Origin of the sequence: Paenibacillus prosopidis (assembly GCF_003337375.1) — a bacterium.
Classification (GTDB): Bacteria; Bacillota; Bacilli; order Paenibacillales; family Paenibacillaceae; genus Pristimantibacillus; species Pristimantibacillus prosopidis.
Genome location: NZ_QPJD01000001.1, coordinates 47,637 through 70,819, shown reverse-complemented (window position 1 = coordinate 70,819; position 23,183 = coordinate 47,637). Strand labels below are relative to the sequence as shown.

The 23,183-nt window shown below is 45.4% G+C and carries 27 protein-coding genes; 11 read left to right on the top strand and 16 right to left on the bottom strand.

Annotated features, from left to right (window positions below; genetic code table 11):
• Positions 1-20: 20 nt before the first annotated feature.
• From phnC to DFP97_RS00275, 4 genes are all read right to left on the bottom strand, one after another.
• Positions 21-764 (bottom strand): phosphonate ABC transporter ATP-binding protein, encoded by a 744-nt coding sequence (phnC, locus tag DFP97_RS00290; protein ID WP_114377991.1) that lies wholly within the window; start codon positions 762-764, stop codon positions 21-23.
• Between the two features lie 19 nt (positions 765-783).
• Positions 784-1,776, bottom strand: a complete 993-nt coding sequence (locus tag DFP97_RS00285) for a phosphate/phosphite/phosphonate ABC transporter substrate-binding protein (protein ID WP_114377990.1) — start codon at positions 1,774-1,776, stop codon at positions 784-786.
• Positions 1,777-1,876: 100 nt separating this feature from the next.
• Positions 1,877-2,617, bottom strand: coding sequence for a GntR family transcriptional regulator (locus DFP97_RS00280; protein WP_114377989.1), 741 nt, complete (start codon positions 2,615-2,617; stop codon positions 1,877-1,879).
• A 157-nt stretch (positions 2,618-2,774) separates the two neighbouring features.
• Complete coding sequence (locus DFP97_RS00275) at positions 2,775-3,389, bottom strand: DapH/DapD/GlmU-related protein (protein WP_342773243.1); 615 nt, start codon at positions 3,387-3,389, stop codon at positions 2,775-2,777.
• Positions 3,390-3,663: 274 nt separating this feature from the next.
• On the opposite strand from DFP97_RS00275, the gene DFP97_RS00270 reads away from it, so the two are divergent.
• Genes DFP97_RS00270 through DFP97_RS00255 form a run of 4 tightly spaced genes read left to right on the top strand, consistent with a single transcriptional unit; the run spans position 3,664 to position 6,134 of the window.
• Positions 3,664-4,110: a hypothetical protein gene (locus DFP97_RS00270; RefSeq protein ID WP_114377987.1), complete on the top strand. Its 447-nt coding sequence runs from the start codon at positions 3,664-3,666 to the stop codon at positions 4,108-4,110.
• Between the two features lies 1 nt (position 4,111).
• Positions 4,112-4,345: a helix-turn-helix transcriptional regulator gene (locus DFP97_RS00265; protein ID WP_114377986.1), complete on the top strand. Its 234-nt coding sequence runs from the start codon at positions 4,112-4,114 to the stop codon at positions 4,343-4,345.
• A 23-nt stretch (positions 4,346-4,368) separates the two neighbouring features.
• Complete coding sequence (locus DFP97_RS00260; protein WP_114377985.1) at positions 4,369-5,331, top strand: NAD(P)-dependent alcohol dehydrogenase; 963 nt, start codon at positions 4,369-4,371, stop codon at positions 5,329-5,331.
• 59 nt (positions 5,332-5,390) lie between these two features.
• Positions 5,391-6,134 (top strand): DUF975 family protein, encoded by a 744-nt coding sequence (locus DFP97_RS00255; RefSeq protein ID WP_114377984.1) that lies wholly within the window; start codon positions 5,391-5,393, stop codon positions 6,132-6,134.
• A 121-nt stretch (positions 6,135-6,255) separates the two neighbouring features.
• Here DFP97_RS00255 and DFP97_RS00250 read toward each other — a convergent pair whose 3' ends face one another.
• Genes DFP97_RS00250 through DFP97_RS00240 form a run of 3 tightly spaced genes read right to left on the bottom strand, consistent with a single transcriptional unit; the run spans position 6,256 to position 7,417 of the window.
• Positions 6,256-6,627 carry a VOC family protein gene (locus DFP97_RS00250; protein ID WP_245975768.1) on the bottom strand — a complete coding sequence of 124 codons (372 nt, stop codon included), beginning with the start codon at positions 6,625-6,627 and terminating at the stop codon, positions 6,256-6,258.
• Complete coding sequence (locus DFP97_RS00245; RefSeq protein ID WP_114377983.1) at positions 6,624-6,950, bottom strand: luciferase domain-containing protein; 327 nt, start codon at positions 6,948-6,950, stop codon at positions 6,624-6,626. The genes DFP97_RS00250 and DFP97_RS00245 overlap by 4 nt, the downstream gene beginning before the upstream one ends.
• A complete protein-coding gene (locus DFP97_RS00240) occupies positions 6,947-7,417 on the bottom strand; it encodes a MarR family winged helix-turn-helix transcriptional regulator (protein ID WP_245975767.1) in 471 nt (156 codons plus the stop codon). Before DFP97_RS00240 ends, DFP97_RS00245 begins: the two co-directional genes overlap by 4 nt.
• Positions 7,418-7,729: 312 nt before the next feature.
• On the opposite strand from DFP97_RS00240, the gene DFP97_RS00235 reads away from it, so the two are divergent.
• Genes DFP97_RS00235 through DFP97_RS00225 form a run of 3 tightly spaced genes read left to right on the top strand, consistent with a single transcriptional unit; the run spans position 7,730 to position 10,222 of the window.
• Positions 7,730-8,491 carry a prolipoprotein diacylglyceryl transferase gene (locus DFP97_RS00235; protein ID WP_114377982.1) on the top strand — a complete coding sequence of 254 codons (762 nt, stop codon included), beginning with the start codon at positions 7,730-7,732 and terminating at the stop codon, positions 8,489-8,491.
• Positions 8,492-8,493: 2 nt separating this feature from the next.
• Positions 8,494-9,933: a radical SAM protein gene (locus DFP97_RS00230; protein ID WP_114377981.1), complete on the top strand. Its 1,440-nt coding sequence runs from the start codon at positions 8,494-8,496 to the stop codon at positions 9,931-9,933.
• A complete protein-coding gene (locus tag DFP97_RS00225) occupies positions 9,917-10,222 on the top strand; it encodes a hypothetical protein (protein WP_114377980.1) in 306 nt (101 codons plus the stop codon). The genes DFP97_RS00230 and DFP97_RS00225 overlap by 17 nt, the downstream gene beginning before the upstream one ends.
• 196 nt (positions 10,223-10,418) lie before the next feature.
• On the opposite strand, the gene DFP97_RS00220 is transcribed toward DFP97_RS00225, so the two are convergent.
• The 9 genes from DFP97_RS00220 to DFP97_RS00185 all read right to left on the bottom strand — a co-directional run bounded on the left by DFP97_RS00220 (position 10,419) and on the right by DFP97_RS00185 (position 19,937).
• The gene (locus DFP97_RS00220) at positions 10,419-11,084 is read right to left on the bottom strand and encodes a PspA/IM30 family protein (protein WP_114377979.1); all 666 of its coding nucleotides are present in this window, start codon (positions 11,082-11,084) and stop codon (positions 10,419-10,421) included.
• Between the two features lie 36 nt (positions 11,085-11,120).
• Positions 11,121-11,324 carry a PspC domain-containing protein gene (locus DFP97_RS00215; protein WP_114377978.1) on the bottom strand — a complete coding sequence of 68 codons (204 nt, stop codon included), beginning with the start codon at positions 11,322-11,324 and terminating at the stop codon, positions 11,121-11,123.
• A gap of 317 nt (positions 11,325-11,641) precedes the next feature.
• The gene (locus tag DFP97_RS00210) at positions 11,642-12,094 is read right to left on the bottom strand and encodes a HEAT repeat domain-containing protein (protein ID WP_114377977.1); all 453 of its coding nucleotides are present in this window, start codon (positions 12,092-12,094) and stop codon (positions 11,642-11,644) included.
• A gap of 119 nt (positions 12,095-12,213) precedes the next feature.
• Entirely contained in the window at positions 12,214-13,962 is a 1,749-nt protein-coding gene (locus DFP97_RS00205; protein ID WP_114377976.1) for an ATP-binding protein, read from the bottom strand.
• 12 nt (positions 13,963-13,974) lie between these two features.
• On the bottom strand, positions 13,975-15,018 hold the full coding sequence (locus DFP97_RS00200; RefSeq protein ID WP_114377975.1) for an SIR2 family protein: 1,044 nt from the start codon (positions 15,016-15,018) through the stop codon (positions 13,975-13,977).
• Between the two features lie 309 nt (positions 15,019-15,327).
• Complete coding sequence (locus DFP97_RS30510; RefSeq protein ID WP_181873292.1) at positions 15,328-15,486, bottom strand: hypothetical protein; 159 nt, start codon at positions 15,484-15,486, stop codon at positions 15,328-15,330.
• Positions 15,487-15,560: 74 nt separating this feature from the next.
• Entirely contained in the window at positions 15,561-16,697 is a 1,137-nt protein-coding gene (locus DFP97_RS00195) for a tetratricopeptide repeat protein (protein ID WP_114377974.1), read from the bottom strand.
• 31 nt (positions 16,698-16,728) lie between these two features.
• A complete protein-coding gene (locus tag DFP97_RS00190) occupies positions 16,729-17,883 on the bottom strand; it encodes a HupE/UreJ family protein (protein ID WP_114377973.1) in 1,155 nt (384 codons plus the stop codon).
• 92 nt (positions 17,884-17,975) lie between these two features.
• Positions 17,976-19,937, bottom strand: coding sequence for a PKD domain-containing protein (locus DFP97_RS00185; protein WP_114377972.1), 1,962 nt, complete (start codon positions 19,935-19,937; stop codon positions 17,976-17,978).
• Positions 19,938-20,392: 455 nt separating this feature from the next.
• On the opposite strand from DFP97_RS00185, the gene DFP97_RS00180 reads away from it, so the two are divergent.
• Genes DFP97_RS00180 through DFP97_RS00165 form a run of 4 tightly spaced genes read left to right on the top strand, consistent with a single transcriptional unit; the run spans position 20,393 to position 23,181 of the window.
• Positions 20,393-20,956: a hypothetical protein gene (locus DFP97_RS00180; RefSeq protein WP_114377971.1), complete on the top strand. Its 564-nt coding sequence runs from the start codon at positions 20,393-20,395 to the stop codon at positions 20,954-20,956.
• A 31-nt stretch (positions 20,957-20,987) separates the two neighbouring features.
• Entirely contained in the window at positions 20,988-21,374 is a 387-nt protein-coding gene (locus DFP97_RS00175) for a hypothetical protein (RefSeq protein WP_245975764.1), read from the top strand.
• Positions 21,375-21,376: 2 nt separating this feature from the next.
• Complete coding sequence (locus DFP97_RS00170; protein WP_114377969.1) at positions 21,377-22,795, top strand: hypothetical protein; 1,419 nt, start codon at positions 21,377-21,379, stop codon at positions 22,793-22,795.
• Positions 22,792-23,181 (top strand): hypothetical protein, encoded by a 390-nt coding sequence (locus DFP97_RS00165; RefSeq protein ID WP_147275001.1) that lies wholly within the window; start codon positions 22,792-22,794, stop codon positions 23,179-23,181. Before DFP97_RS00170 ends, DFP97_RS00165 begins: the two co-directional genes overlap by 4 nt.
• Positions 23,182-23,183 lie beyond the last annotated feature (2 nt).

Sequence of the window (23,183 nt, the reverse complement as noted above, 5' to 3'; positions counted from 1 at the left end):
CTCGATTGCTCCTCACGTGTTTATTTCTGATAGATGTGCTGAATGATTTCTTCTGATAATTCATCCGGCCTCCCGTCAAAAGCGACGGTTCCCTTATGAATGCCGATAATGCGGGTCGCATATTTCTTGGCAACGTCGACTTGATGAAGATTTACGATACAAGTGATACCGTCCTCGCGACAGATCGAATGAAGATGATTCATAATCGATTCCGATGTTAGCGGATCCAGACTCGCGATAGGCTCATCGGCAAGGATCAGCATAGGCTGCTGAGAGAGCGCGCGGGCAATGCCCACTCTTTGCTGCTGACCGCCGCTTAATTCATCCGCTCTCTTATAAATCTGTTGATTTAAACCCAGACGGAGCAGAATTTTTTTGGCCTCTGCTACATCCCTTTTGGAGAACAAGCCGAGCGTTCCTGTGATCGGATTCATGTAGCCAAGACGACCGTTCAACACATTTCTTAACACGGAAACACGTTCTATGAGGTTAAAGCTTTGAAAAATCATTCCAACCTCGCGGCGAAGCTTTCTTACCTGGCTGCTGCTTGCTTTGGTCGTATCCACATTATTAAACAGGACAGCACCCTCCGAAGGCTGCACCAGCTGATTAATACAACGCAGCAAAGTACTTTTTCCCGCTCCGCTTGAACCAATGATCACGACAAACTCTCCCCGGTTTACTTTAAAATCAACACCCTGCAGCGCTGTCGTTCCATCGGTATATGTTTTCTTTAAATTACGAATCTCCAAAAGAGCAGACATGTTTTCCCTCTCCTTCTGACTATTTCAGCAATTCGTCGGGGCTCATATTAAGAGCTTTAGCCGTATCTTTAACAACCTGATAAGCTTTATCTTCTATAGGGAAAAATTTCTGGGTTCCGTTACTGAAAAAGCCCGCTTCCGGCTCCATGGTGTGGTACTCGAACATGAAGGCTTTAATCTTCTCGACCAAATCGCCTGGAAGTCCCGCACGGTAAGTAAAAGGACTGGTTGGAATCGGATCGGACTTCGCAATAATCCGGAAGTCGGTTTCCTTAACAAGCCCGGCATCAATAACTTTCTGCACGCAGCTGCTGCATACGCCTGCCCCGTCCGCAGTGCCTTTGGCAATAGCTAGAATGGATTTGTCATGTCCGCCGGAGAAGGAAAGGTTGGAAAAGTAGGTTTCCACTTCCTCCGTCGTTATTCCTAATTGCTTAATAAAGACGGCTCGCGGAAACAAGTGACCGGAAGTCGATGCCGGGTCGGCGAACAAGAAGGTTTTACCCTTCAAATCCTCCAGCGTTTGTGCGGTTGAATCGGCAGGCACGACAATCCAGCTTTCGTAGTAAGCCTGTTCCAAGCTTTTGGCTTTTACGGCAAATGGAATGGCACCGCTTCGTTCGGCTGCAATAATATAAGAGAAGGGGCCAAATGAGGCGATATCGATTTTTTTCGTACGCATGGCTTCGATAACCGCCGTATAGTCATCTCCTACGAACAGCTCTGTCTTAATGCCCAGCTCAGCGCCTAAATCCTCAACAAACTTCTGGTTTCCGCGCGAAAGCTTGCCTTCTTCCTCACCCGGCAGAACACCGACACGAAGAACCTCCGGCCACTCCTCATCGACCTTAACAGAGGCTTCGGCAGCCGAGCCTTTCGCATTCATTTCTTCCCCCTGTGTAGCATCAGTCGCATTGTTTCCGCAGCCTGTCAGCGCCAGTACCGCAATAATGACCGAAACCAGTGCGTGCTTACCCTTCACAACTCCCATAACCGACAAAAGATTGTTCATGATTTCCTCCTGAATTGTTTTTTTAATATTTGCCGCCTGAGGACGGCACAGAACTGAGCTACCCACAAACGCAGCTAACGTTCATGCGAAGCAATAGCCGTTACACCTGTTCAAACTGAATGGAAACTCTGCATAAATCCCCGCGATATTTCGCTGACGTATACTCGACAAGACGCATGTCTCCGTCCCTCATGACACTTTCAATATGAAGCAGATTAATGTTTGACGGCACTTTTAAATGACCGGCTTCTACCGCTGTCGGATAAATCGCCTGGAAGGTTGACCAGATCCGGTACAGTTGAACATCGTACACACCGTCCAGCATCGTATACAGTGAATCTAGAGAATAAGTATGATCCAGCAGCTCAGGAAAATATTTGACCGGAAGCCAGGTTACGTTCCAGGTCAGTGGAATACTGTTGGCATACCGTAAAATTTCCAAACGGAAAGCCTCTTCCCCGGGTTCCAGCTTTAAACCCTTGACAACCGCTTCAGGCGGTACCAGCTTTTCCTGCTGCAGCAGCTTCGCCGAAGGTGTGCAGCCAAGCATTGCGATGACCTTAGAAAACCTCATCTCGGGTGTAATTGTATATTGAAGATTTAGCGGCTTTTCACAAAGATAATGACCTTTGCCTTGATGTGAACGCATGATACCTTTATAGAGCAGAATGTCTAAAGCTTGTCTGATCGTATACCGATTCTCTCGAAAACGATTGCATAGCTGTGCTTCAGACGGTAGGCGCTCATTAAGCTTGTACTTGCCGTTTACAATCTCAGTTTGTAACACATCAGCGATTTCAAGGTAACGGGGAGTGGTAATATGACGGTCTAACTCCCTCATCGTTTTGTCCCCTCCTTCTTCTGAATCTCAAGCACCTTAAAGTTAACTTGTCGACATCAGAGCAATGTCATCAAATTTTAAAGAAATTATTTAGAATATTTAGAAAAATAAAAAAACATCCTTCTATTAAAAAATAGAAGGATGTTCACGTTATAATTTAGCTTCCATATTTTGAAATAAATTTCTCTACATCATTAAGCTCATCAAATTTATCCTCCAGCATGTCCCGCGGCCAGTCCCACCAAGCGATTTCAAGCAACTTGCGGCTCACTTGTCTTGAAAATCTTTCTTTGATCTGCTTGGCCGGCACACCCGCTGCGATCGTATAAGGCTCCAAATCTTTTGTTACGACCGCACCCGAACCGACGACCGCACCGGTACCTATGGTTACCCCGGGCATAACCGTAACCCCGTGTCCTATCCAGACATCATGCCCAATGGTCACCTTGCGCGATCTTCTCCACTCAAAAAATTCCATATCATCCGTTTCGGCTAGCTGATAGGCTGCTCTCCTATAAGTGGCGTGATGCTGGGTTACCCTCCACATGGGGTGATTGCCGGGATTAATACAGACATGGGAAGCAATCGAGCAAAACTTGCCAATCTCCGCATAGTTGATCTGTACCTCGTCCGTACAATAGCTGTAATCTCCGAATGTCACTTCATTCATGCGGGTTCTAGCTCCTATTTCCGTCCATTCCCCAATATAGCATTTATGCAGAGCCGCTGTTTCGTGAATGGTGGGCTCCGCGGTTAAAAGCTTTTTTTTCATCTCATGATGGATGTAAGTCAGCGCCATAAATATCATCCCCTTATCATTCATACAGATGATTTAAGTATATCTTGTTGATATGTAGACGAAGTAAATGTTTTCTAAATCCTATGTTAAGGATTAATATCTGGTTGACGATCAGCCAAACGACTTTAGGAAATTAATTTGTTAATTGGTGTAAAGTATAATTGACAACGTGTATAGTTTAAGTTACATTATGTATAACAAACTTTACTGGAAAGTAAAGGATAACGTATGGGGGGAGGAGTAAAACATGTCCTATCAGGAAAAAAAGAATATCGTTTCTCTAATTGCCACCATACTGATTTTCGGATTTTATTGTTTGTATATGTTTCAAAGGCACCAAGAAGGGAGCCTGGATTCTACGGAGGCCTTCCGCTTTTGGGGATCCTTCATTTTAATCTTGATCCCGGTGTCGATTATAGCCAAAATCATCATTCAAATTGCATTCAATATCTTCTACAGAATAACGACTAATGAGGAAGAGCCTTCATTCTCCGATGAACTAGACAAATTAATCGAATTAAAAGCCACAAGAAATTCTCATTATGTGTTTATGCTTGGCGTTGTTCTATCGATGGGATCGCTGGTTATGGATATGCCGTATTCCGTGATGTTCATCATCATTATTTTGTCAGGGTTCATGTCAGAGGTTATCGGATATATTTCGCAGCTGTATCTTTATCGGAAAGGAGTCTAAGATGGGCAACGGCAACAGCAACGGTCTTATTAGCAACAACATTCGAAACTTGCGTTTTCACCATGATGAAATGACTCAACAGCAATTGGCTGAAAAAGTAGGTGTGACTAGACAAACCATCGTAGCGATTGAAAAAGGAAAATACTCCCCTTCTCTGGAATTGGCTTTTCGTATTGCTTTCGTCTTCAAATTACCGTTGGAAGAGGTATTCTCTTTTGAGTGGAATAATTTGTAAAAACTAATCTAGGAGGAATCCTTATGAGAGCGATTGTGTACGAAAAATACGGAACACCGGATGTTCTTCAGCTCAAAGAAGTCGAAAAACCTATTCCCAAGGATAATGAAGTACGGATAAGGGTACATGCGGCAATCGTAACGCCGTCGGACTGCGCCTTCCGAAAGGCTGACCCCTTCATGGTCCGATTTATTTATGGTCTCACAAGTCCCAAAAACAAGATATTAGGAGTTGAGTTAGCCGGAGAAATCGAATCGGTGGGCACAGGTGTGACATTGTTCAAAAAAGGCGATCAAGTTTTCGGTATAAGTACAAAAAACTTCGGCGCTCATGCCGAGTACACTTGTCTGCCGGAAAATGATCCAGTGGCCATAAAACCAGCTAATATGGCCTATGAAGAAGCCGTCGGCGTCTGTGACGGGGCGTTAACGGCATTAATTTTCCTTAGAGATACCGCAAAAATTCAGAGAGGACAAAAAGTTCTTATCAATGGCGCTTCCGGATCGGTAGGCTCTTATGCGGTACAGCTTGCCAAGTACTTCGGGGCTGAAGTTACCGGGGTATGCAGTACCGCGAATCTAGAAATGGTGAAATCTCTGGGAGCCGATAAGGTAATCGACTATACCAAAGTGGATTTTAACAAAAGTGGTCAGAGCTATGACGTTATTTTCGATGCGGTGGGCAAAAGTTCATTTTCGAGTTGTAAAAGCTCGCTAACGCCAAGAGGGATTTATCTTTCAACCGTCCCTACGCTATCCACTATTCTTCAAATGTTATGGACATCAAAGAGCGGCAGCAAAAAAGCAAAGTTCGTGGCTGCAGGCCTCATGCAGAACAAAGGAAATCTTATCTTCCTTAAAGAGCTTATCGAAGCGGGGCAGCTCAAATCGGTCATCGATAGACGCTATCCGCTCGAACAGACCGCCGAGGCTCACAGGTATGTTGAAAAAGGGCATAAAAAGGGAAATGTGGTCATCACTTTGTAACATGGTGGAAAAGTCTAAATATGGTGAATAACAAAGTATTCATAGAGAGAGGGATTATAATGTGGGATCGTAAAGAATTGAAACGAAGAGCCAAGGATGTGCTGCGAAAATCGTACTGGAAGGCATTTTTGGTGAGTATTATACTGGCATTTTTCAGTGGAGGGGGCAGCGCTCCCAGCTTTAACCTTAACGGGGGATCATCCGACTCCTCCGGCGCGGATATGGATTGGGGGAGCTTCGCGCCTTTCCTTGCTATCATTATTATCGTTATGATTTTCGTAATTTTGTTCGCACTTGCGTTTCGCATCTTTCTCGGTTTCCCGCTCGAAGTCGGTTCGATGCGTTACTTCAAGCAATCTGCGGAACATGAGGCCAACCTGAACCATTTGGGCTTTGCTTTTAACAAGCACAGGTATCTGGATATCGTAAAAGCGATGCTCTGGAGAGGTTTTCTGAACTTCTTATGGTTTCTGCTCCTCATCATCCCCGGGTTCGTCAAAGCCTACGCATACAGCATGGTGCCGTTCATTTTGGCGGACAATCCCAACATTGGGTATAGGCGAGCGGTGGATTTAAGCAATCAAATGACGCGGAGTCATAAATTTCGTATTTTCGTGCTTGATCTAAGCTTTCTCGGTTGGATCCTTCTCGGCCTTCTGGCACTCTTCATCGGCGTACTGTTTGTGCTGCCCTATATCAATGCTACGAAGGCGGAGCTTTACCTGAAATTGCGCCAACTGGCGCTGGAGGACGGACTGACAACGGAAGAAGAGCTGCGGCTGACTCAGACACCTGTCATTTAATTTGCCGTAACTCAGTTTGCAACAAAGGCTGGTATGCCACTCGGAAGAGGATGGCCTACCGGCCTTTGTTTTGTCTGTATTGAAAGTTGTGCGGTTTATCGTGTAGAGTACGAGCGTACGCTCAGTCTCGATAATAGGAAAGCACCCAGCAAATGCCGTTTCGATCCGTGACAATGGCCAGCAGCCCATTAAAGGGAGCCTCATATACTTCCGTATTAATAAGGCCGCCCATTGCCAGCTCTCCATATACTTTGCGAAACTCCTCTTCCGTCTCGATCTTTAAAAAGACTCTCACATAGTCGCCTTTTAAAGACGGCTTGGCTGCAAGCGTATCGGCGAAAGTAATCTTACTGCTCCCCAGATGCAGTTCCGCGTTGAAGACCTCTTCTCCCTGTTTTCTCAAAATGGTAATCTCGCCGCCAAGAACGCTCTGATAATACTTGAGCTCTTCTTTGCAATTCTCTACCACAACAAACGGATTGGCAATGATCATGGTTTCATCCTCCCTTTCGTCATGCGTTCATATTTGGAATACAAAATTTCAATCGCATGGGCAACGTCTTCCTCGGTTTTCAAATAGATGGACACCCAGCCCGACTCCGGATATATATGGTGGGGCTCGGCTTTTCCGGAAGCTATCCATTCATCACGCTCAGATTTCGGTAAAAGCAGGTCGACGAGGTGATCGCCATGAAGATGTCCGATTTCTTTGCCTTCTATAACAAATTCAATCCCTCCGAATCGATGGGGCTGTACAGTGACGCCTGCCCAAGAAAGCAACTCATCGGTCAAGACTGCCTTTCCATTCGCACTCATGAATTAACATCTCCATTCTGGTCGCTCATATTGCGGAGCACCTTCTTTAGCAGATCCAGCATGAACGCATACTCCTCGTCGGTGATGCCCTTTCGGGTTTTGTTCTTGATACGGTTCAACGCTTCTTGAACCTTTGGGACCACCGATCGGCCTTCTTCCGTCAAATAGAGCAAGTGATAGCGATTGTCTGCGGGATCGGCTTCCCTTCGCACGTATCCCTCAGCCTCAAGCTTAGCGATCGCCTTCGCGGTGGTCGTTTTATCAATGAGCAGATCCTCGCTTAGCGCTTTCTGCGTTATTCTTTCTTGACCTGCGATAGTCATCAGAAAAATGTACTGCCCGCTCCCAATTCGAAAGGGTGCCAGCTCGGCAGCGATCAGAATCTGCATATGGCGATAAATAGCCGAAATGTACTTCCCATGCGATTCTGTAGCGCCCTTGAATGGTTCAGCCAAATCCTCTTTCACCTTCCTCACCCCCTAAATAGGATGTCATTGCAACTAATTTAAGTATATGCTCGATAGGATGTTATTGCAACTATTTTTTCCAAATAAAGGCTGCCACTCGTCCCTATCTTTTGTAACATGATAAATAAGCCTAACTACATCAAAAGGCCGGTAAGCATCCAATCCCCATCCGACCATCGCCTCAACACTTTCGTCATAGACCGGACGGATGAAAAAACATATATTAACAAATTCCCCCTTCTAATCACAAGGATTTTTCCTTAGTCTAAGAGAATTTATAGATATGAAATCCTTAAAACACTGGAGACCGCTATGACCTTCCCTATTTGGATCAATCTTGGCTTTATAAAGCTGCATCCTCATGTGGTATTTGAAGCGCTCGCTTATTTTATCGGCTTTCGAGTGTACCTCTACACCCGCAGTAAGGATAAGTTTCCGATGGAGCAAGGCCTCTGGGTCATTGTAGGGGCCATCTTGGGTGCTGCCATTGGCTCCAAGATGCTGTATTGGCTGGAGGACCCTCTGAAAACGATAGAAAACTGGCGCAGCTACACCTATTTGATGGAGGGCAAAACGATTGTTGGCGGGCTGCTAGGCGGGCTGATCGGTGTAGAATTTATGAAGAAGCGCGTCGGCATTACTCGTTCCTCAGGAGATGATATGGCACTGCCGATTATTACTGGCATGGTGATTGGGCGTATCGGCTGCTTTATGACAGGGCTTGATGACCATACCTATGGCATTCCAACATCTTGGATTACAGGCATTGATTTTGGCGATGGCATTCTCAGACACCCGACACAGCTATATGAAATTGCTTTCTTGCTTCTGCTTGGCGGGCTGCTCTATCGATGGAAAAAAAGAGCCGCATTTCCTGACGGAGCGATTTTCCAACTCTTTATGACAGGATATCTCTTATTTCGCTTTGTCATTGATTTTATCAAGCCTACCCCTCACCCTTATCTCGGGCTCAACAATATCCAGCTAGCTTGTTTGATAGGCTTAATCTATTACTTGTCTTTGCTATACAAATGGCTGGGCAAACCACAAAGCTCACATAAGGGGGAAATATAACAATGACAACCAAAAACAGACCCTACATCTTCTACGAGCTAACGAACAGCGTCTGCTCTAAGTGCCTGCGAAAGGTTGAAGCTAAAGTTATTATCGAGGACGATCAAGTATTTCTGCTCAAATATTGTGGACATCACGGCCGCGAAAAAGTATTAATTGCAAGCGACGCCGCCTATTATAAGAAATGCCGCGAATTTCTAAAGCCTGCTGAGATGCCTCAGCACTGGAATACACCGATCCGCTACGGCTGTCCGTATGATTGCGGTCTATGTCCCGACCATGAGCAGCATAGCTGCCTGACTTTGATCGAGGTCACCGACCGCTGCAATCTGCAATGTCCAATCTGCTATGCGGAGTCCTCACCGCACCGGGAAACGTGGCGCTCGCTGGAGCAGATCGAGAAGATGCTCGATGCCATCGTCCGAAACGAGGGCGAACCTGATATTGTTCAGATTAGTGGAGGAGAACCTACAATCCATCCACAGTTTTTTGAGATACTCGACCTCGCCAAAAGCAAGCCGATCAAGCACATTATGCTCAACACCAATGGCCTCCGCATTGCTCAGGACCGCAGCTTTGCCAAGCGGTTAGCCGAATATATGCCAGGCTTTGAAATTTACTTGCAGTTCGACAGCTTCCAGGAGGAGGCGCTCAGGGAGCTTCGCGGCGTTGATTTGCGCGACGTTCGCCGACGTGCTTTGGAGCATTTAAACGAATTCAATATCTCGACCACGCTGGTCGTTACACTCAAAAAAGGACTGAACGATCATGAGATCGGCGACATTATTCAGTTCGGCCTGAAGCAGCCCGCCGTGCGAGGCGTTACCTTCCAGCCTATTCAAGCTGCCGGGCGCTTAGAGGATTACGATCCGGCAAAGGATCGTCTGACCCTTAGTGAGGTGCGGCAGGGAATAATTGACCAATCGGGCATTTTTCGCCCTGAGGATATTATTCCGGTGCCATGCCACCCCGATTGTTTGGCGATGGGCTACGCATTGAAGCTTGGCGGGGATGTGCTGCCGCTTACCGGATTAATGGACCCTCAAATCTTACTGGAGGGCGGCCGCAACACGATCGTATTCGAGCAGGATCAAACACTTAAGTCAAAAATATTCGAGCTGTTCTCGACCGCTCATTCCCCTGCCTCTTCAGCGCTTTCGCTGAAAAGCCTGCTATGCTGCTTGCCGATGGTCGCCGTGCCTGACAACATTAGCTATGATAATGTTTTCCGTGTCATTATTATGCAGTTTTTGGATCCCTATAATTTTGATGTACGTTCCGTTAAAAAATCTTGCGTTCACATCGTACACCCTGATGGACGAATCATTCCTTTTGATACGTATAATATGTTCTATCGTGGTGACCAGGAGAAGAGGTTGGCCGAGTTGAGAAATGAATATGACATGCGCCCGGGAGGTAAAAGCAATGAGTGGAATGAGTGATGAGGATAACAAGGAGCTAGACGTATCGCCTTCCGGCAAATCGCCTGGCCATACCAAGCAGGTATGGATGGGAATCGGACTGTTGGCACTGCTGCATCTATTACTTTTCATTTTTCCTGTCGCCTTTTTCTTTATCAGCATCGTACAACTTATTTACCTGCTTCCTGCTATCCTTATATTCCGTAAAAAAAGCGGTATCATTCAAGGATTACTGATCGGTGCCGGCATTACTTTTCTGTTGAACGCTGCCTGCTTCGGTCTCGTAATTAGCGGGAATTTTCCTCTATAAATCATCATCGCAATAGCCTGACGGAAGGTTCACTTGATAAACAGTAACCATGCGCGTTTGGACGTAGATACATGACAAAACGGCCACCTTAAAAGATGGCCGTTTTGTGGTTTAATGGCTATTCGAATAAGGAGTCTCCCCTTGTTCATTGCCCAGAAAGCTCTTTTGCTGCATTTCTGTTGGAATAAAACTTTGATTAGCCGCTAGGCTTCTTTTGCAGGAGACGTTTCAGTTCTTCATCCACACGTGCGCTGCGTTGCTCTTGTTGCTGATCGAAGCCCATTCTACCAGCGTTCACGCCGTAAGAACCTTTGGCAAGCTCACGTCCCGCTTCCCATTCCATTACCTTCATTTCGATCCGTTCAAAGCCTCTTGAGGCTGCGCTCCCTTGCAGCGGCTGCACGGATTTATGGCCCGGTGTTCCAGTATGCCGAACACGGGTAATTAGCTCCGTATGCTTTCCTTGAAGCCGGATCTTCTCTTCCTTCAGCGTTTGAACATGCAGCTCAAGGTCAAGCACGGCTTGCTTGGCAAGCTGTTGAAGCCTCGTCGTTTCTTCGGCTTGCTCCTGATACAAGAGCTTAGCTTCAAGCGCCATACGGGCATCCACCTCGCGTTCCGCGGCTAATGCTTGCTCTGCTTTTCCATCATAGTAACCTGCTTGCTCGTTCAGATCATTGAGCTTTGCTTGGAGCATGCGCTCCTGTACTTGCTGTTGTTCCATTGCTTGTTCCGCTTTTACAATTTCCTCGTCTAAATCTCTCAAATAATGATTAAGCATCATAACCGGATTCTCGATCTTGTCCAACATCTCGTTGGCCGCTGCTTTCGTCATGCTAACTACACGCTGCAAAATTCCCATTCTTTCATCTCTCCTTGAGTAGTATTAAGTGGCGGTCTAATAACTGAAATTATTGTTAACAGCCTTTGGGACAAACAACGTAGCGATAAAGTACACCAGAATCACAGCTCCGAAGCTAAAGAATGCCGAAATGATGACCAGCAGTCTAATAATGGTGGAATCAATCCCCAGCCATTGACCGATGCCTCCACATAGACCTGTTAACTTGCTGTCCGTTGTTGAACGAAACAATTTTTTCATATTTAATCGTCCTTTCCTGTTCCTCATCTATGTCTTTATTGTAGAGATTGTCTTCTGTATTCGTAACGGTCCGCGGACTGTTTTACGAGCTAGGCTTTCGGCGGGGATTAACTGCGACATCTGACGGGGAAGTGAATTTGATTTGACTATTACTAAGACCGACCATATTCGTCACCAATTTGAAAATGATTTACTTGTTTCCTGTTGATTAATTCAGCATTGAGAAATCATTCATTCTCTAGCCAATGATTTTTAGCACAAAGGGAGCGCGGATATCCTCCGCGCTCCCTTTCCATGTTTACATATTCAATGAACTGTTACTGCTTCCTAGTTGGCGCTTCCCAAATACCTTGAAGCCAGGAGTCAAACTCTGCGCCTTTATCGCCCTCGTAAGTATCGTAAATATCCAACCGCGTCTTTTGGAGCTTTTCCTTAAACTGTTCGAATGTATGGCCTTCCGGCAGGCTCTTCTTAATCCGCAGCAAAATCTTGTTAAGACCTTTAAATAACTCGCCCTTATTTTTCGCTGGCATTTGCACATTTTCACCCAGCTGCTTCAGCTTGCGGTATGCAGCCTCTCGCACCTGAAACACTTGATCACCGGCCATAACATGCTGCAACAACTTAATGGCAGGAGCTATATCCAATTGACCCAATTCATTCACGGCATTCAATCGATCTCTCCAGCTAGCTGTTCGATTGGCCGCTTTCTTAAGCTCCTCGAAGTTTTCCGGCAGCTCGCTAACGGCTTCATAATTATTGTTATTCAATGTTTAATCTCCTTAATCATCGCCGTATCGACAGGATGATGAATTTCATACTTGTGCGCTCTATTATAACATGAACCTAACTGTGCTTGTTGATTCATTGTTGACCAACCTTCTATTTACTAATCCAACATACTTTGCGTTCTCCAAGACTTCACTGCTCTGCTTATTGAATTTTCTTTATTACAAACTTTCCATTCATCCCAAAAGTCAATTGTATTACTATTCGGCTTATTATTGGGTTCTGCGATTCTTATCCTACTGGGTAGTAAACTGGCATCCCCCACAACAAGTGCCTCTCCAGTGTCAAGTACAGGTAATAACTCTGCAAAACCCCCAAGGTTATCCGGTAACAATCTTTTTATTACATTTTGATCATCAGCATTCGTTAGCCTCAACGCAACGAAATTATTGCACTGACTTAAAATCGTTTTATTTACCTCAGATGGCCTTTGACTAATTACAACTAAACCGACCCCATACTTTCTTCCTTCTTTTGCTATCCTTTCGAAATACCGCTCTGAAATTTCATATTCACTAGAACCAGCGACATGATTTGGAATGTAAAGATGGGCTTCATCGCACAGTAATGCAACAGGATGTCGATCTGATTTTTCAGTCCATTGTTGAATAGAAAAAACTAAACTCGCCACTCTGCCGACAACTAAGGGGAGAATATCCGAAGGCACTTCTGAGAAGTCAATTATCTTAACTCCACCTGTTTTTTCTTGCTGATTGTCTCTACCGCATAGCAATGCTGCAGCTAGTTTCTCCAACCATCCTAGATCATTTACTCGTGAAGGAGGATTCATCATAAACGCAAGTCTACGATCTGATCTTTTGTTCTCAAGTCTTGCAATAAATCTGCTTAATTTACCATGGAACTCTCCTTGTTTATCTCCCCTAGGGCCATCCACCATTTCAGTATTCAATCTGTTCAATTCAACTAATACAGAATCCAAACTAAATGGAATGGGGCTATCGATCGTGAAGTTTGCTATTAATTCTTGTTCATTCGCTTCTTCCAAAAAACTCAGTTTCGATGAAGTTACTGCTCTTGATAAGACCATTGACTGATTAGGAGCATTTTGATCGCTTCTATCCACCAGCATACTAATCATATCCTCATAGCCTAACAGCCAATAGGGAAAATACAAAACACCATCCTCAATATCTCCACCGTTTTGTATTTCTGCAGGTCCTGCTACTTTGTAATGCTTAATTCCATCATCGCTCAGATTTTTGTATTCGCCGTGAAGATCGAACAATATAGCATTAGAATTAGGCAATTCAGCTATCTGTTCTATTAATCTAGCAGTTGTCCATGACTTTCCTGAACCCGTACTCCCAACTATCACAGCATGTCTTTGAAAAAATTTATTAGCATCTAAAAAGGCAATCGCCTCTTCATCCAATGTATAGTTACCAAGACTTAATGGATTTTTTTGTTCTCCTGTTTGAAAAGAAATGGCATGCATAAATCTTGATAACTTCTCGCCTTCAATTGGATAACAATTTGCATCAATTTCAGGTACAGTTTCAAGTGTCCTTCTAAAAACATTTGTTTTCATTAACAACCTATCAAAAAATGTACCTATTAGAGTTATCCGAACAGAATTGTTTTCATGAAATACTTCTCTATCATATTCTTCATCCGCAAGCTGAAGCTCCGCATCAATTGTTTTTCTGATAATTTTATGTATAATTCCAATAAGGTGCTGACCTGCCCTACTGCTTCTCAGCGCAACTAAACGGTTTACTTGCATCTTCCTCAATACTTCAACGTTGTTTACGAGCAATGTAACACTTGCAGTATCCACAGCTACAACCTGTCCAAGCAAATCTTCATCCGCATACTGAAATATTGTCATATCAGCACCCCCTTACATTACAAGTTTGATTAGCTCATCCAGTGACCAAAATGATAAATCCTCAATAATCTCCTCTCCGTCGTGAAACACAACTTTTGTTCCACCATTAAATTTCTCGATTCCAATAACATTGGCAACTCTTGCACTTTTAATAAATTTCATTGCACTATCTGATAAGGTCTTGGTAGCGATTAGTATAGGTGCTTTTCCCTGCCTCAATTTGTCGTTCAACTTAGAATGTATATGGTTGTCATTAAATCCGTATCCTACACACAATATTGAACCAGCAGTTTCAAAAGCAATATCCGCTCTAGCTATAGTGCTTCTAAATGGATCGTTATGAGTATGCTCATACTTTCGTGCTCCTGGCGTAACCATTAGTGGAGTCAATGTGGTCTGCTCTGAAATGATATCCGGTATGCTCACCACATTGACGTCATCGGATAGAAACCAATCGAGTGAACCGTGCACCTTTAAAAGTTCAACTTGATCAGTAGGATTTCGATGAAATCCTGTAAAAGTCTTTTGATATTCGCCTGAAAATCCAGTGTTACATTTTAATAATGCCTGATCAATAGCGTATTCTGCCATTCGATCATAATTAGTTGTAACTACTTTTAAGGTTTGGTTAGCTGTTCTACCAACATGTTGTAACAGCTTACCAAGAGGAAGATGGATTTCATTTTTTAATAGTGCTGTGAACACTTCAATATCTCTCCGCAATATTAGTTCTCTTGTACTTAATATGATTTGTTTTTCTAACTTTTCTGAGACTGAAACCTTGTGCAAAGCTGTCTCTAAATCAATTCCTGATTCAAGCTCAGCCTTAAAATCGTTCCATTTTTCATTATCCTCCGGATCCGGAGTAATGCTTTGAATAAGATGTATTGCCAATTGAGACATCCCGGCGAAACCATAAGCAGCAGATGCTCCGCTGCCCAAGACTATTACAGGATTCAAAGATATGCATCTTTGAATTAAACCTAAACTTTTCTCCGATAGATCTGCGCTCAGTCTTTTCCCCTCCTCTTCTATTTGTTTTAATAGTTTCGACATTATCCAACCTCTTTAAACCATAGATTATTCGATTCAAATAGATCGCCAACTGTCGCATAAGCTCCCCCGGATTTGATTTGACTATTACGATTCATGCGATTATGTATGAATAATCATATAGAAATTTCCCTAAGATGGTAAAATCAATAAATCTATATGAAAAATCGAATAGAATCTCTCATTTGGCGTTTATCCCGAGGTTTCTATTCGAAATATCATACAGATTTATGGGCAGGCAGAGGATTAGACGGGTTGTGGGTGATTCGTAGAACTAGTGGACGATAGTAGCTTCAAGAACCATTCCATTCATCAGTCTTCATTAGAGTTTTCATTTAATATATTTTCCTTTTTTGAAAAAATAAAAGCATAAATGGTGTTTATCAATATGGCTGCAGCGGCCGAACTCCAAATTAACATCATAAATAAGGCAGCCACAGGATCTATATCAGCCTCTATTATAGTGTTCATTGTTATCTTCCTCCTTTTTTTGCTATGGAAGCCACCGAACTGGAATTAGCGATTTTCTCACATGATGACGGCATTTACAGCGGTTTGTATACAATCATGTAATAAGTCATGAAAGAAGCGCCAGCCATATGCAAACAACTTATCAAAACATAAACCAATCTGCCTGTTTTCAATGACAGCGGGGCAAGAAGCCTTATTATCATAAGCGAGAGGATTGATAAGCCTAACAGGCTAAAGAAAAACCTCAGGTCGACTTCCGGCTCTCCAGTTATTATTAGGATCAAGACAGGACCTAGTGATATTAGGACAAGGAGTAATAAAGGCGCAACAAGTTGCCTGGCATATTGTAAATTGAAATGCTGCCAAAACTTTATGGGAATTAGCAATATTACCACAGTTATAAAATACAAAAGGGAAAATATGAATCCATACCACATGTTTCTTAGGTTAATAATATTGGTTTTTTCCACTTCAAAATTAAAGTTGTCTACCGGATTTCCGAGTACTCTTACCTGATCCAGGGCCCAGATAGCCTTGCCGAAACTACGCTGCTTAATGAGAATATCGGAATACAACTTCAGGGCCAGCGCTTTGTCTTTACTTGACATGCTGGCCTTGCCAAAGCTGTTTATATATTTTTCCGCATGCTTTCTCGCCTTTTGATATTGAGCAATTTCAAAATATTTGTTAGCCAAATAGATGTGCATTTCGGAAGCAATTAATGCGTTCTCACTCTTTGAAAGAATGGTTTCGACTTCATCCAGGCTTTCATTGATGCGAATATTGTCTTCTTCTAACTGGATTTTTCTAAAATCTCGCAATGCTTGCCATTCGGAACGTCTTTCATTTAGATAAGCCACTCTTTCACGAAAGGTACCGGCAAATTTCCCCTCAGGGAATCGGACAAGATATTTTTCATAAAAGGACAAAGCTTTTTCAAAATTAAAAAGGTAATTATCATAGATATGGGTCAATTGCCTGTAGACTGTTTCATTATTCAGATCCGGATTCTTTGCCAGAAGTTCTTCCAAAACTAAAGCCGCCTGCTCATAATTTCTATCAACAAAGAATTGGTTCGCTTTATTGCTGTATTCCTGTTCAAGGTCCTGAGAACTGTTTTGAGCCATGCTTGTGCCAGGACTTGTAATTAAGATAATTAGAGCAATCATAATTGAAAAAAAAAATAGATATGGTGATTTATTTTTCTTCATGTACTTCTCCCTCCCTATTTTTCCGACATGATTAGAACGGTACCAGTTGCAGGTTGAATACCCGCTCGACAAGCCAGATCAAGCCAAGGACAAAAATGACTGCGGACGCTATAATGGTTATTCTTCTAAGATCGAGCTTTTTCCTCATCAGCTGCAGAACAGGCAATATGATTAATAAGACCATCAGCTGTCCCAATTCCACGCCGACGTTAAACGAGACTACCGAGAGAACAAGATTCGTTTTTCCTGCGATGAACTCCTGAAGAACGCTGGCAAAGCCGAATCCATGAATCAATCCGAAGATGAATGTTGCCAGCCATCGATAATTGATCTGTTTTGCCAACAGGTTTTCCAACGCGACATAACAGATGGAGAGGGCGATCACGCTTTCGACAAACTTGGAGTTCAGAGTGACAATCTGCATTGCCGCCAGCAGCAAAGTAATGCTGTGCGCCACAGTAAAGGAAGTGATAATCTTTATGGCTTCCCTAGTGGATAAACCTATCACAATTAAAGCAACCAGGAATAATATATGGTCATATCCGATAAGGATATGTTTGATTCCAAGCAATAAGAAGGTATATATGCTCGACCACAAAGCGGCGGCTTTAGATTTAACGGAGAATTCCCATACGGTATTGTTGGAATCGAATGTATACTGCAAATCCGGTTGGGAATAATCGAAGACCTTCTGCACAGAGTCGTCATTGGCATCGGAAAAATAAATCAAACCAATATTCACATGGTCATTTTTGGTTTCTTCAAATAACAGCCGGTAATCAATCTTCACCTTGTTGTCTTGCCAGTCAAAATTTATATCGTTTACCCTCAGCCATATTTTCCATAATGTTCCTTCTCGCTCTATTCTGTCTACCATTAAAGGGTAGGAGCGGTCATTGACGGAAACCGACAGCTTCTCGTTGATGTAAGGTTGAATAATGCCGGTTGCCATTTCCCGGAGCTGCTCATCGGTGAGACTATCAAGGTCATGGCTGAATTCCTTGATCCCTCTTATTTGCTGAAACAAGGAGGGGCCGAGCTCAATGGTGGACAGAATGTGATCCTTGCCAATGGACCATTTTGATCCTCCCATATTCAATTCGTGGGCGAAGACGGGGGTAACCATGAAAAGCGATAAAGCGATCAGGAACAATGACGCTAGTTTTCTGAACCATTGTACGGGCATGACGATATCCTCGTTTCTTCTTTGAGTTATTGAGCGGTCGCAGGGAAAACCCTGCGACCGCCTTTTTTATCATGCTGCGAACAAAAAAGATCTTACTGGTAAGTCACGACCAGTTTTGCGGCTTGTGTAGCTGAGCCGTTATAGGCCGACGCGGTCCGCTCACCGGTACCGGTGACGACAAAGACCATGGAATTGTTTTGTACCCAGCCAGTGCGGTTGACGATTTCCTGGACAACGCTCTTCAGATCCGGAGTCCGTTGGTCAGCCCCGGCTGCTCCTACCGTGTTCCAAGCGACAGGGCTCCAAGCAACGGAAGCGGTCGTGGTGGCACGGGAGGAGATGTTGGAAGCCGACGTGGTGAAGGTGCCCGGATTATCGGCTGCCTGTCCCTTGATGGTCAGGTTGGTTGTGCCGGAGTTCGTCTCATCCACAGTGAACTGGATGTAGGCGTTCGTAATGGTCTTGCCTTTCGGTACGTTAACGTTGTTGAAGCGCATTCCGACGTATTGGTTGCCGGTGGTCGTGGTGTCGAACACCAATTCTAAGTCGGTGCTGGTAAGGTTCACGGAACCGCCGCTTTGGTTCTGCTCCGCATCATCGCTGCCTGCGCTGACTTGGGAAGTGACGGTGGTGGAAGTGCCGCCGCCGACAGCATTGACGGTGACGACCACCGTGTCAGTGTCAGTGGCCCCAGCGTTATCTGTTACCGTAAGGGTTAAGGTATGGGTGCCAACAGCCAGGCGGACGCTCGGAGTGGCGCCGGTGGCAATCTGGGTTGCTCCCTCTTTCCAGACATAGGAAGAGATCGTGCCGTCCGGATCGCTGCTTCCGGACCCGTTCAGAACAACCGTTTCTTCACCGTTGCCTTCGTCGGTCACCGTCTGGTCAGCGCCGGCATTAGCCACTGGAAGCTGGTTGCCGCCGGAACCGCCGCCTTGGGGAACAGTTACGGTCTCAATCACCGTGCCGTCTGCCCGGCGGGCGATCATGGTCAATGTGCTTCCAACAACGTCGAACTCGGTTAAGTGGTGCGACATATCCGTTTTGACGATATTCGGCCAGGTAGCGTTAGGAGTATACAAGGAAGCGCCGCCGCCGCCGGAAGTAACGTACTGGATATTGTCGACGACCGCACGGGCATAGTTATGGTTGTGTCCATTGAGGTACAATTGTACCCCATATTGCTTCAAGACGGGATGGATGTCGGTCTGGACAGAGGTATTGTTCGCATGAGTGCCGGCACCCCACCCCGGCGCATGGCCCATAACAACCTTCCACTGCTTGGTAGTGGAGGCAAGGTCGTTGACCAGCCAGTTGTACTGAGCCGAGCCGGAGGTGAAGGTGGCATACATGTCAAGCACGACGAAATGGACCGGTCCGTAATCGAAGGACCAGTAGTGGTTAGCCACGTACGGATAAGGGAAGTACTTTCTGTAGACCGCGCCTGTACCCTCATGGTTGCCCCTTGCCCCAATCATAGGAACCTCGGCCTGGAGGGCGTGAATCTGCGGGTAGGTGGTCCCGGAAACGAAGTGATGAGCAGTCCAGTCGCTCTCGGTATCGACGCCGACAAAGTCCCCGCTGTTCAGAAGAAGGGTCTGGTAGGCCGGGTCGGCGGCATAAGCCGCACGTGCCTTGGCAGCTACCTTCTCTTGGTTAGCCGGGTAGGTACGGCTGTCGCCGTAGGAGAGGAACTTCACGGAAGTAGCGGTGCTCGCCGGCGCGGTGACGAAAGAGCCAGCATGACCGTCCACATTATAGTAGTACTTGGTGCCCGGCTGCAGCCCGGTGATGGTGTACTTGTGCTGGTAGGCGGAATTATACGTCGCGACGGTCGCTTGCCCCATCGAATAAGTGGTGTCGGTACCCCAACTGATGACGTTCGACTCGTTCACGCTTGTCTGCCAAAGAACGCTCATTGAGGTGTTGGAACCTTCGAACAGCAGATACGGCCCTTTTAAGATGTTGCTGGCAGCTGACGCGCCGTACATACCAATGGTGAAAAGAATACTAATAACACAGAGAACCAATAAACCTTTCCACTTAGCTTTCATCTTTTTCTTCCCTTCTCTTCTCTTTGATTAGGAGTCGGAATCACGGGAACCCGCCGCACGGTTCGGTCTAAAGCTGAAACTAAAAAAGTCTTCTTTACCTCCTTTTACCACTGGCATCCCAACCGTCGGCACATCGCTGCCACCTCGTTTGATTTGCTTCCATCTTTCTTTCCTCTTGTACCACGAAAGAATTTGCGGTTAACAGATATTCCCGTATTCAAACTGCCCAAAGAGATTATACTGATTAAATTTAATAGATTGTTTTAATTTTGTGTTAAGTGAATAAAAAAACCCTATAAAAAACTATAAAAAATTATAAAAAACTAATAAAAAACTGTTTAAAACTTCCTCTCGGATTAACAATTATTTAATATCGCTATAATATTTCTAATGCAATTCTTCTCTATACTAAATAAGATATGACAAATCCCGACAGAGAGAGAGATGGACTGCCGATGAGACCATTGTTCACTGCAAGAGATTTTGCAGTTACGCAAGCGAGCATAGCTGCTCTCCTTTTTTTATCAATCCCTCTGTTCAATGTCATGGGTTTCAGCAACCATAAGCTGGCGGCCATCCTGCACGGATTGGGCGCGACCGTCACCGTCATCATGAGCTGCCAAACGCTTCATCTGATCTATCCCATGCTGCGGGGTAAGGCAGGGGCCCCGGCCAGACTGGAATGGATGCTCTGGCTGACGAATCTTATGGTTCTGCTCACGATCGTGTTCGGCAACTGGCTCTATATCGCATACCGGGCGCCGGACGGTCCCCAGGAGTGGCTGCTGTACCATAGCCCCGCGTTACATTTGATCGTGATGGAATATAAAGAATTCGTCTCGCTGTACCCGCTCCCTCTGGGAATTGCGGCGGCCGTTTTATTGCGCCGGTTTCGCCATGCTCTCGAACCGGGCTCGGCGGCAAGCGGGATCATCGCTTTATTGATCACGCTATTCTGGATCTGTTTGCTGATCGGATTTGTGTTTGGCATCGGCTTGGCGAAACTTAGAATGGTATGATTTTTAACACGGTTGAAAGGGGGAGAAAATCGTGCAAGCGCACAAGCAACGAAAAACAGGCGAATTCGCTGCCGTTCTGCTTTCGGTATGGCTCGGTATCACAGCGACAACGGTCAGTCACTTATGGAGCGTTTATGATCCCGTCAAAGCCAATCCGATTTTGCTGAAGATGGGCTCCTGGATGCCCGGTTGGTGGGGCATCGGTCCTTATGCCGGCAAAGAAACGGCTGGACTGCTCGTCTGGTTGGCCACATGGGCTATATTCCACTGGACGATCGGACGGAAAGAGGTTGCTCTGAAACCATGGACGATCGTATTTGCCGTTGCCTTTATTGCCAATCTGATCGTCATCTGGCCTACGGTTTACCACGCCTTACTGGGCTGGCCGAACATGCCGAACACTTTGCCGGGAGGCTAATCATGTCCATCATATACAAATATAAACTTTCTTTGTTACTGTATGTGTCCTTGTGTCTGCTGTTTTTTTCCTTCTATTGGACAAACGTGCCGACGGAAGGAGCCAAGTCATCCGCCCCGACGTCCAAGTCATTTCGATTCGGTTATTTCAGCCAAGGGGAAGTCGGGGAGTGGATCAAGCAATTCGGGGACATTTCGTTTTTTGCCGCGCCTCACCAGCTGCTGCAGCGTCATCCGGAAGCACAAACGTTTCAAGTTTATCCCATATTTGACGGTTCTACGACGGAAAACCGTTTCAACCAAGCTTATCCTCATGTGCCTGCCGAGACGCTTCCGGGTTACGGGAAATCTTTCTATACGGTCAGTAACGAAAACGCCAGATTATTCTTTCTGAACGCCGATCGGTTATCGGATGCGGGAGACCGCCAGTTGGAATGGATCCGTCAGACGGTTGACGAATCTAAGCAAACGTTCACCTTTGCATGGCTGAGCGAAGATCCGAAGCTTCCCGAGATATGGAACACCTTCAGAGCTGCCGGAATTAACGCGGTTTTCATCCGCGATTCCGTCTACACCCTTGAATTGGCCGTTGAACAAAAGCCTTCCGATTATGTGCCCGCCGAATATAAGGGATGGGGATTGTGGGATTTGTCCAGGTTTAAGGAAACGCCTTTCATTACGGTCATTGAAGCGAATAATGACGACCTATCCATTAAGGCCGTGAATAAACAGGGACAAGTGCTCGATCAACTGGAACAGGATGCGCTGAATCTGGCTTCGTGGAACCTTGATTCGATGGAACAAAAACAGGAAATCCCGCTCGTGGGCATACAATCCTTATGGCGCTACCATCCGGGCAGCGAGGCGATCAAAATCGACATACCGGAAGAGATCGATGCGACGGGAGAGGGGGCAATCATAGAGACTTCTCACACGGAAACTGTTCAACTGCCTGCTTACGATTGGCGCAGTCCGGAATACGACGATTCCGCCTGGAAGATCGGCAGGGCTCCTTTGGGAAATACGAATAACAGTGATCGGCAGGCTTATATTCAAACAAGCTTGGAGGCCGCGAAGTTCCCGACTTATTATTTTCGTAAGTCGTTTGAATTGGATGGCGATCCGGTGGATTTGTCCGGATTATATTTGAATATCGCCTATGAGGACGGTTACGTCGTTTATCTGAACGGCCAGGAAGTATCCCGGGACGCCATTCGAACCGGGCTCTTAACCGAATCGTCGTTGGCGTTTCCGAATGAATTTTCCTTCTTTCGAAGAATTGATCTGAAAGCCCATTTGAACAAGCTTGTGAAGGGACCCAATATCATCGCCGTTGAAGTGCACCGCAGCCACCCCTCCTCGCCCAATCTGTTCTTTGACCTTGCCTTGTCTATTGAATCAAACGGAAAGGAACGTGAATGATGCGGACAGACCTGATGAATTGCATGAGGAAACCGGCGGGGAGAAACGTTTCATTATTCTTGCTAATCGTTTGCCTTGCCGTCTTCACGACCGGATGCGGCATCCCCCTTCCATCCGGCACGATTCCGTATACCGACATTGCCGTTACGAATAATTATCTGATTGTCCATAACCGCAGCGGAGATGTTCGGTACGATGTGAAAATCACCATTGACGACAAGTACACATATGTAGCGGATGTGCTGTCCCTCGGTAAATCCAGCCTGCTGTTAACCGAATTCGTTGACGATCGGGGCAATCGTTACAAACCCGGACTGTTGAACGTCCGCAATGTGACAGTCTATATAGCGGACGCGAATGAAGGCACAGAGTACTATCGTTGGTAAAT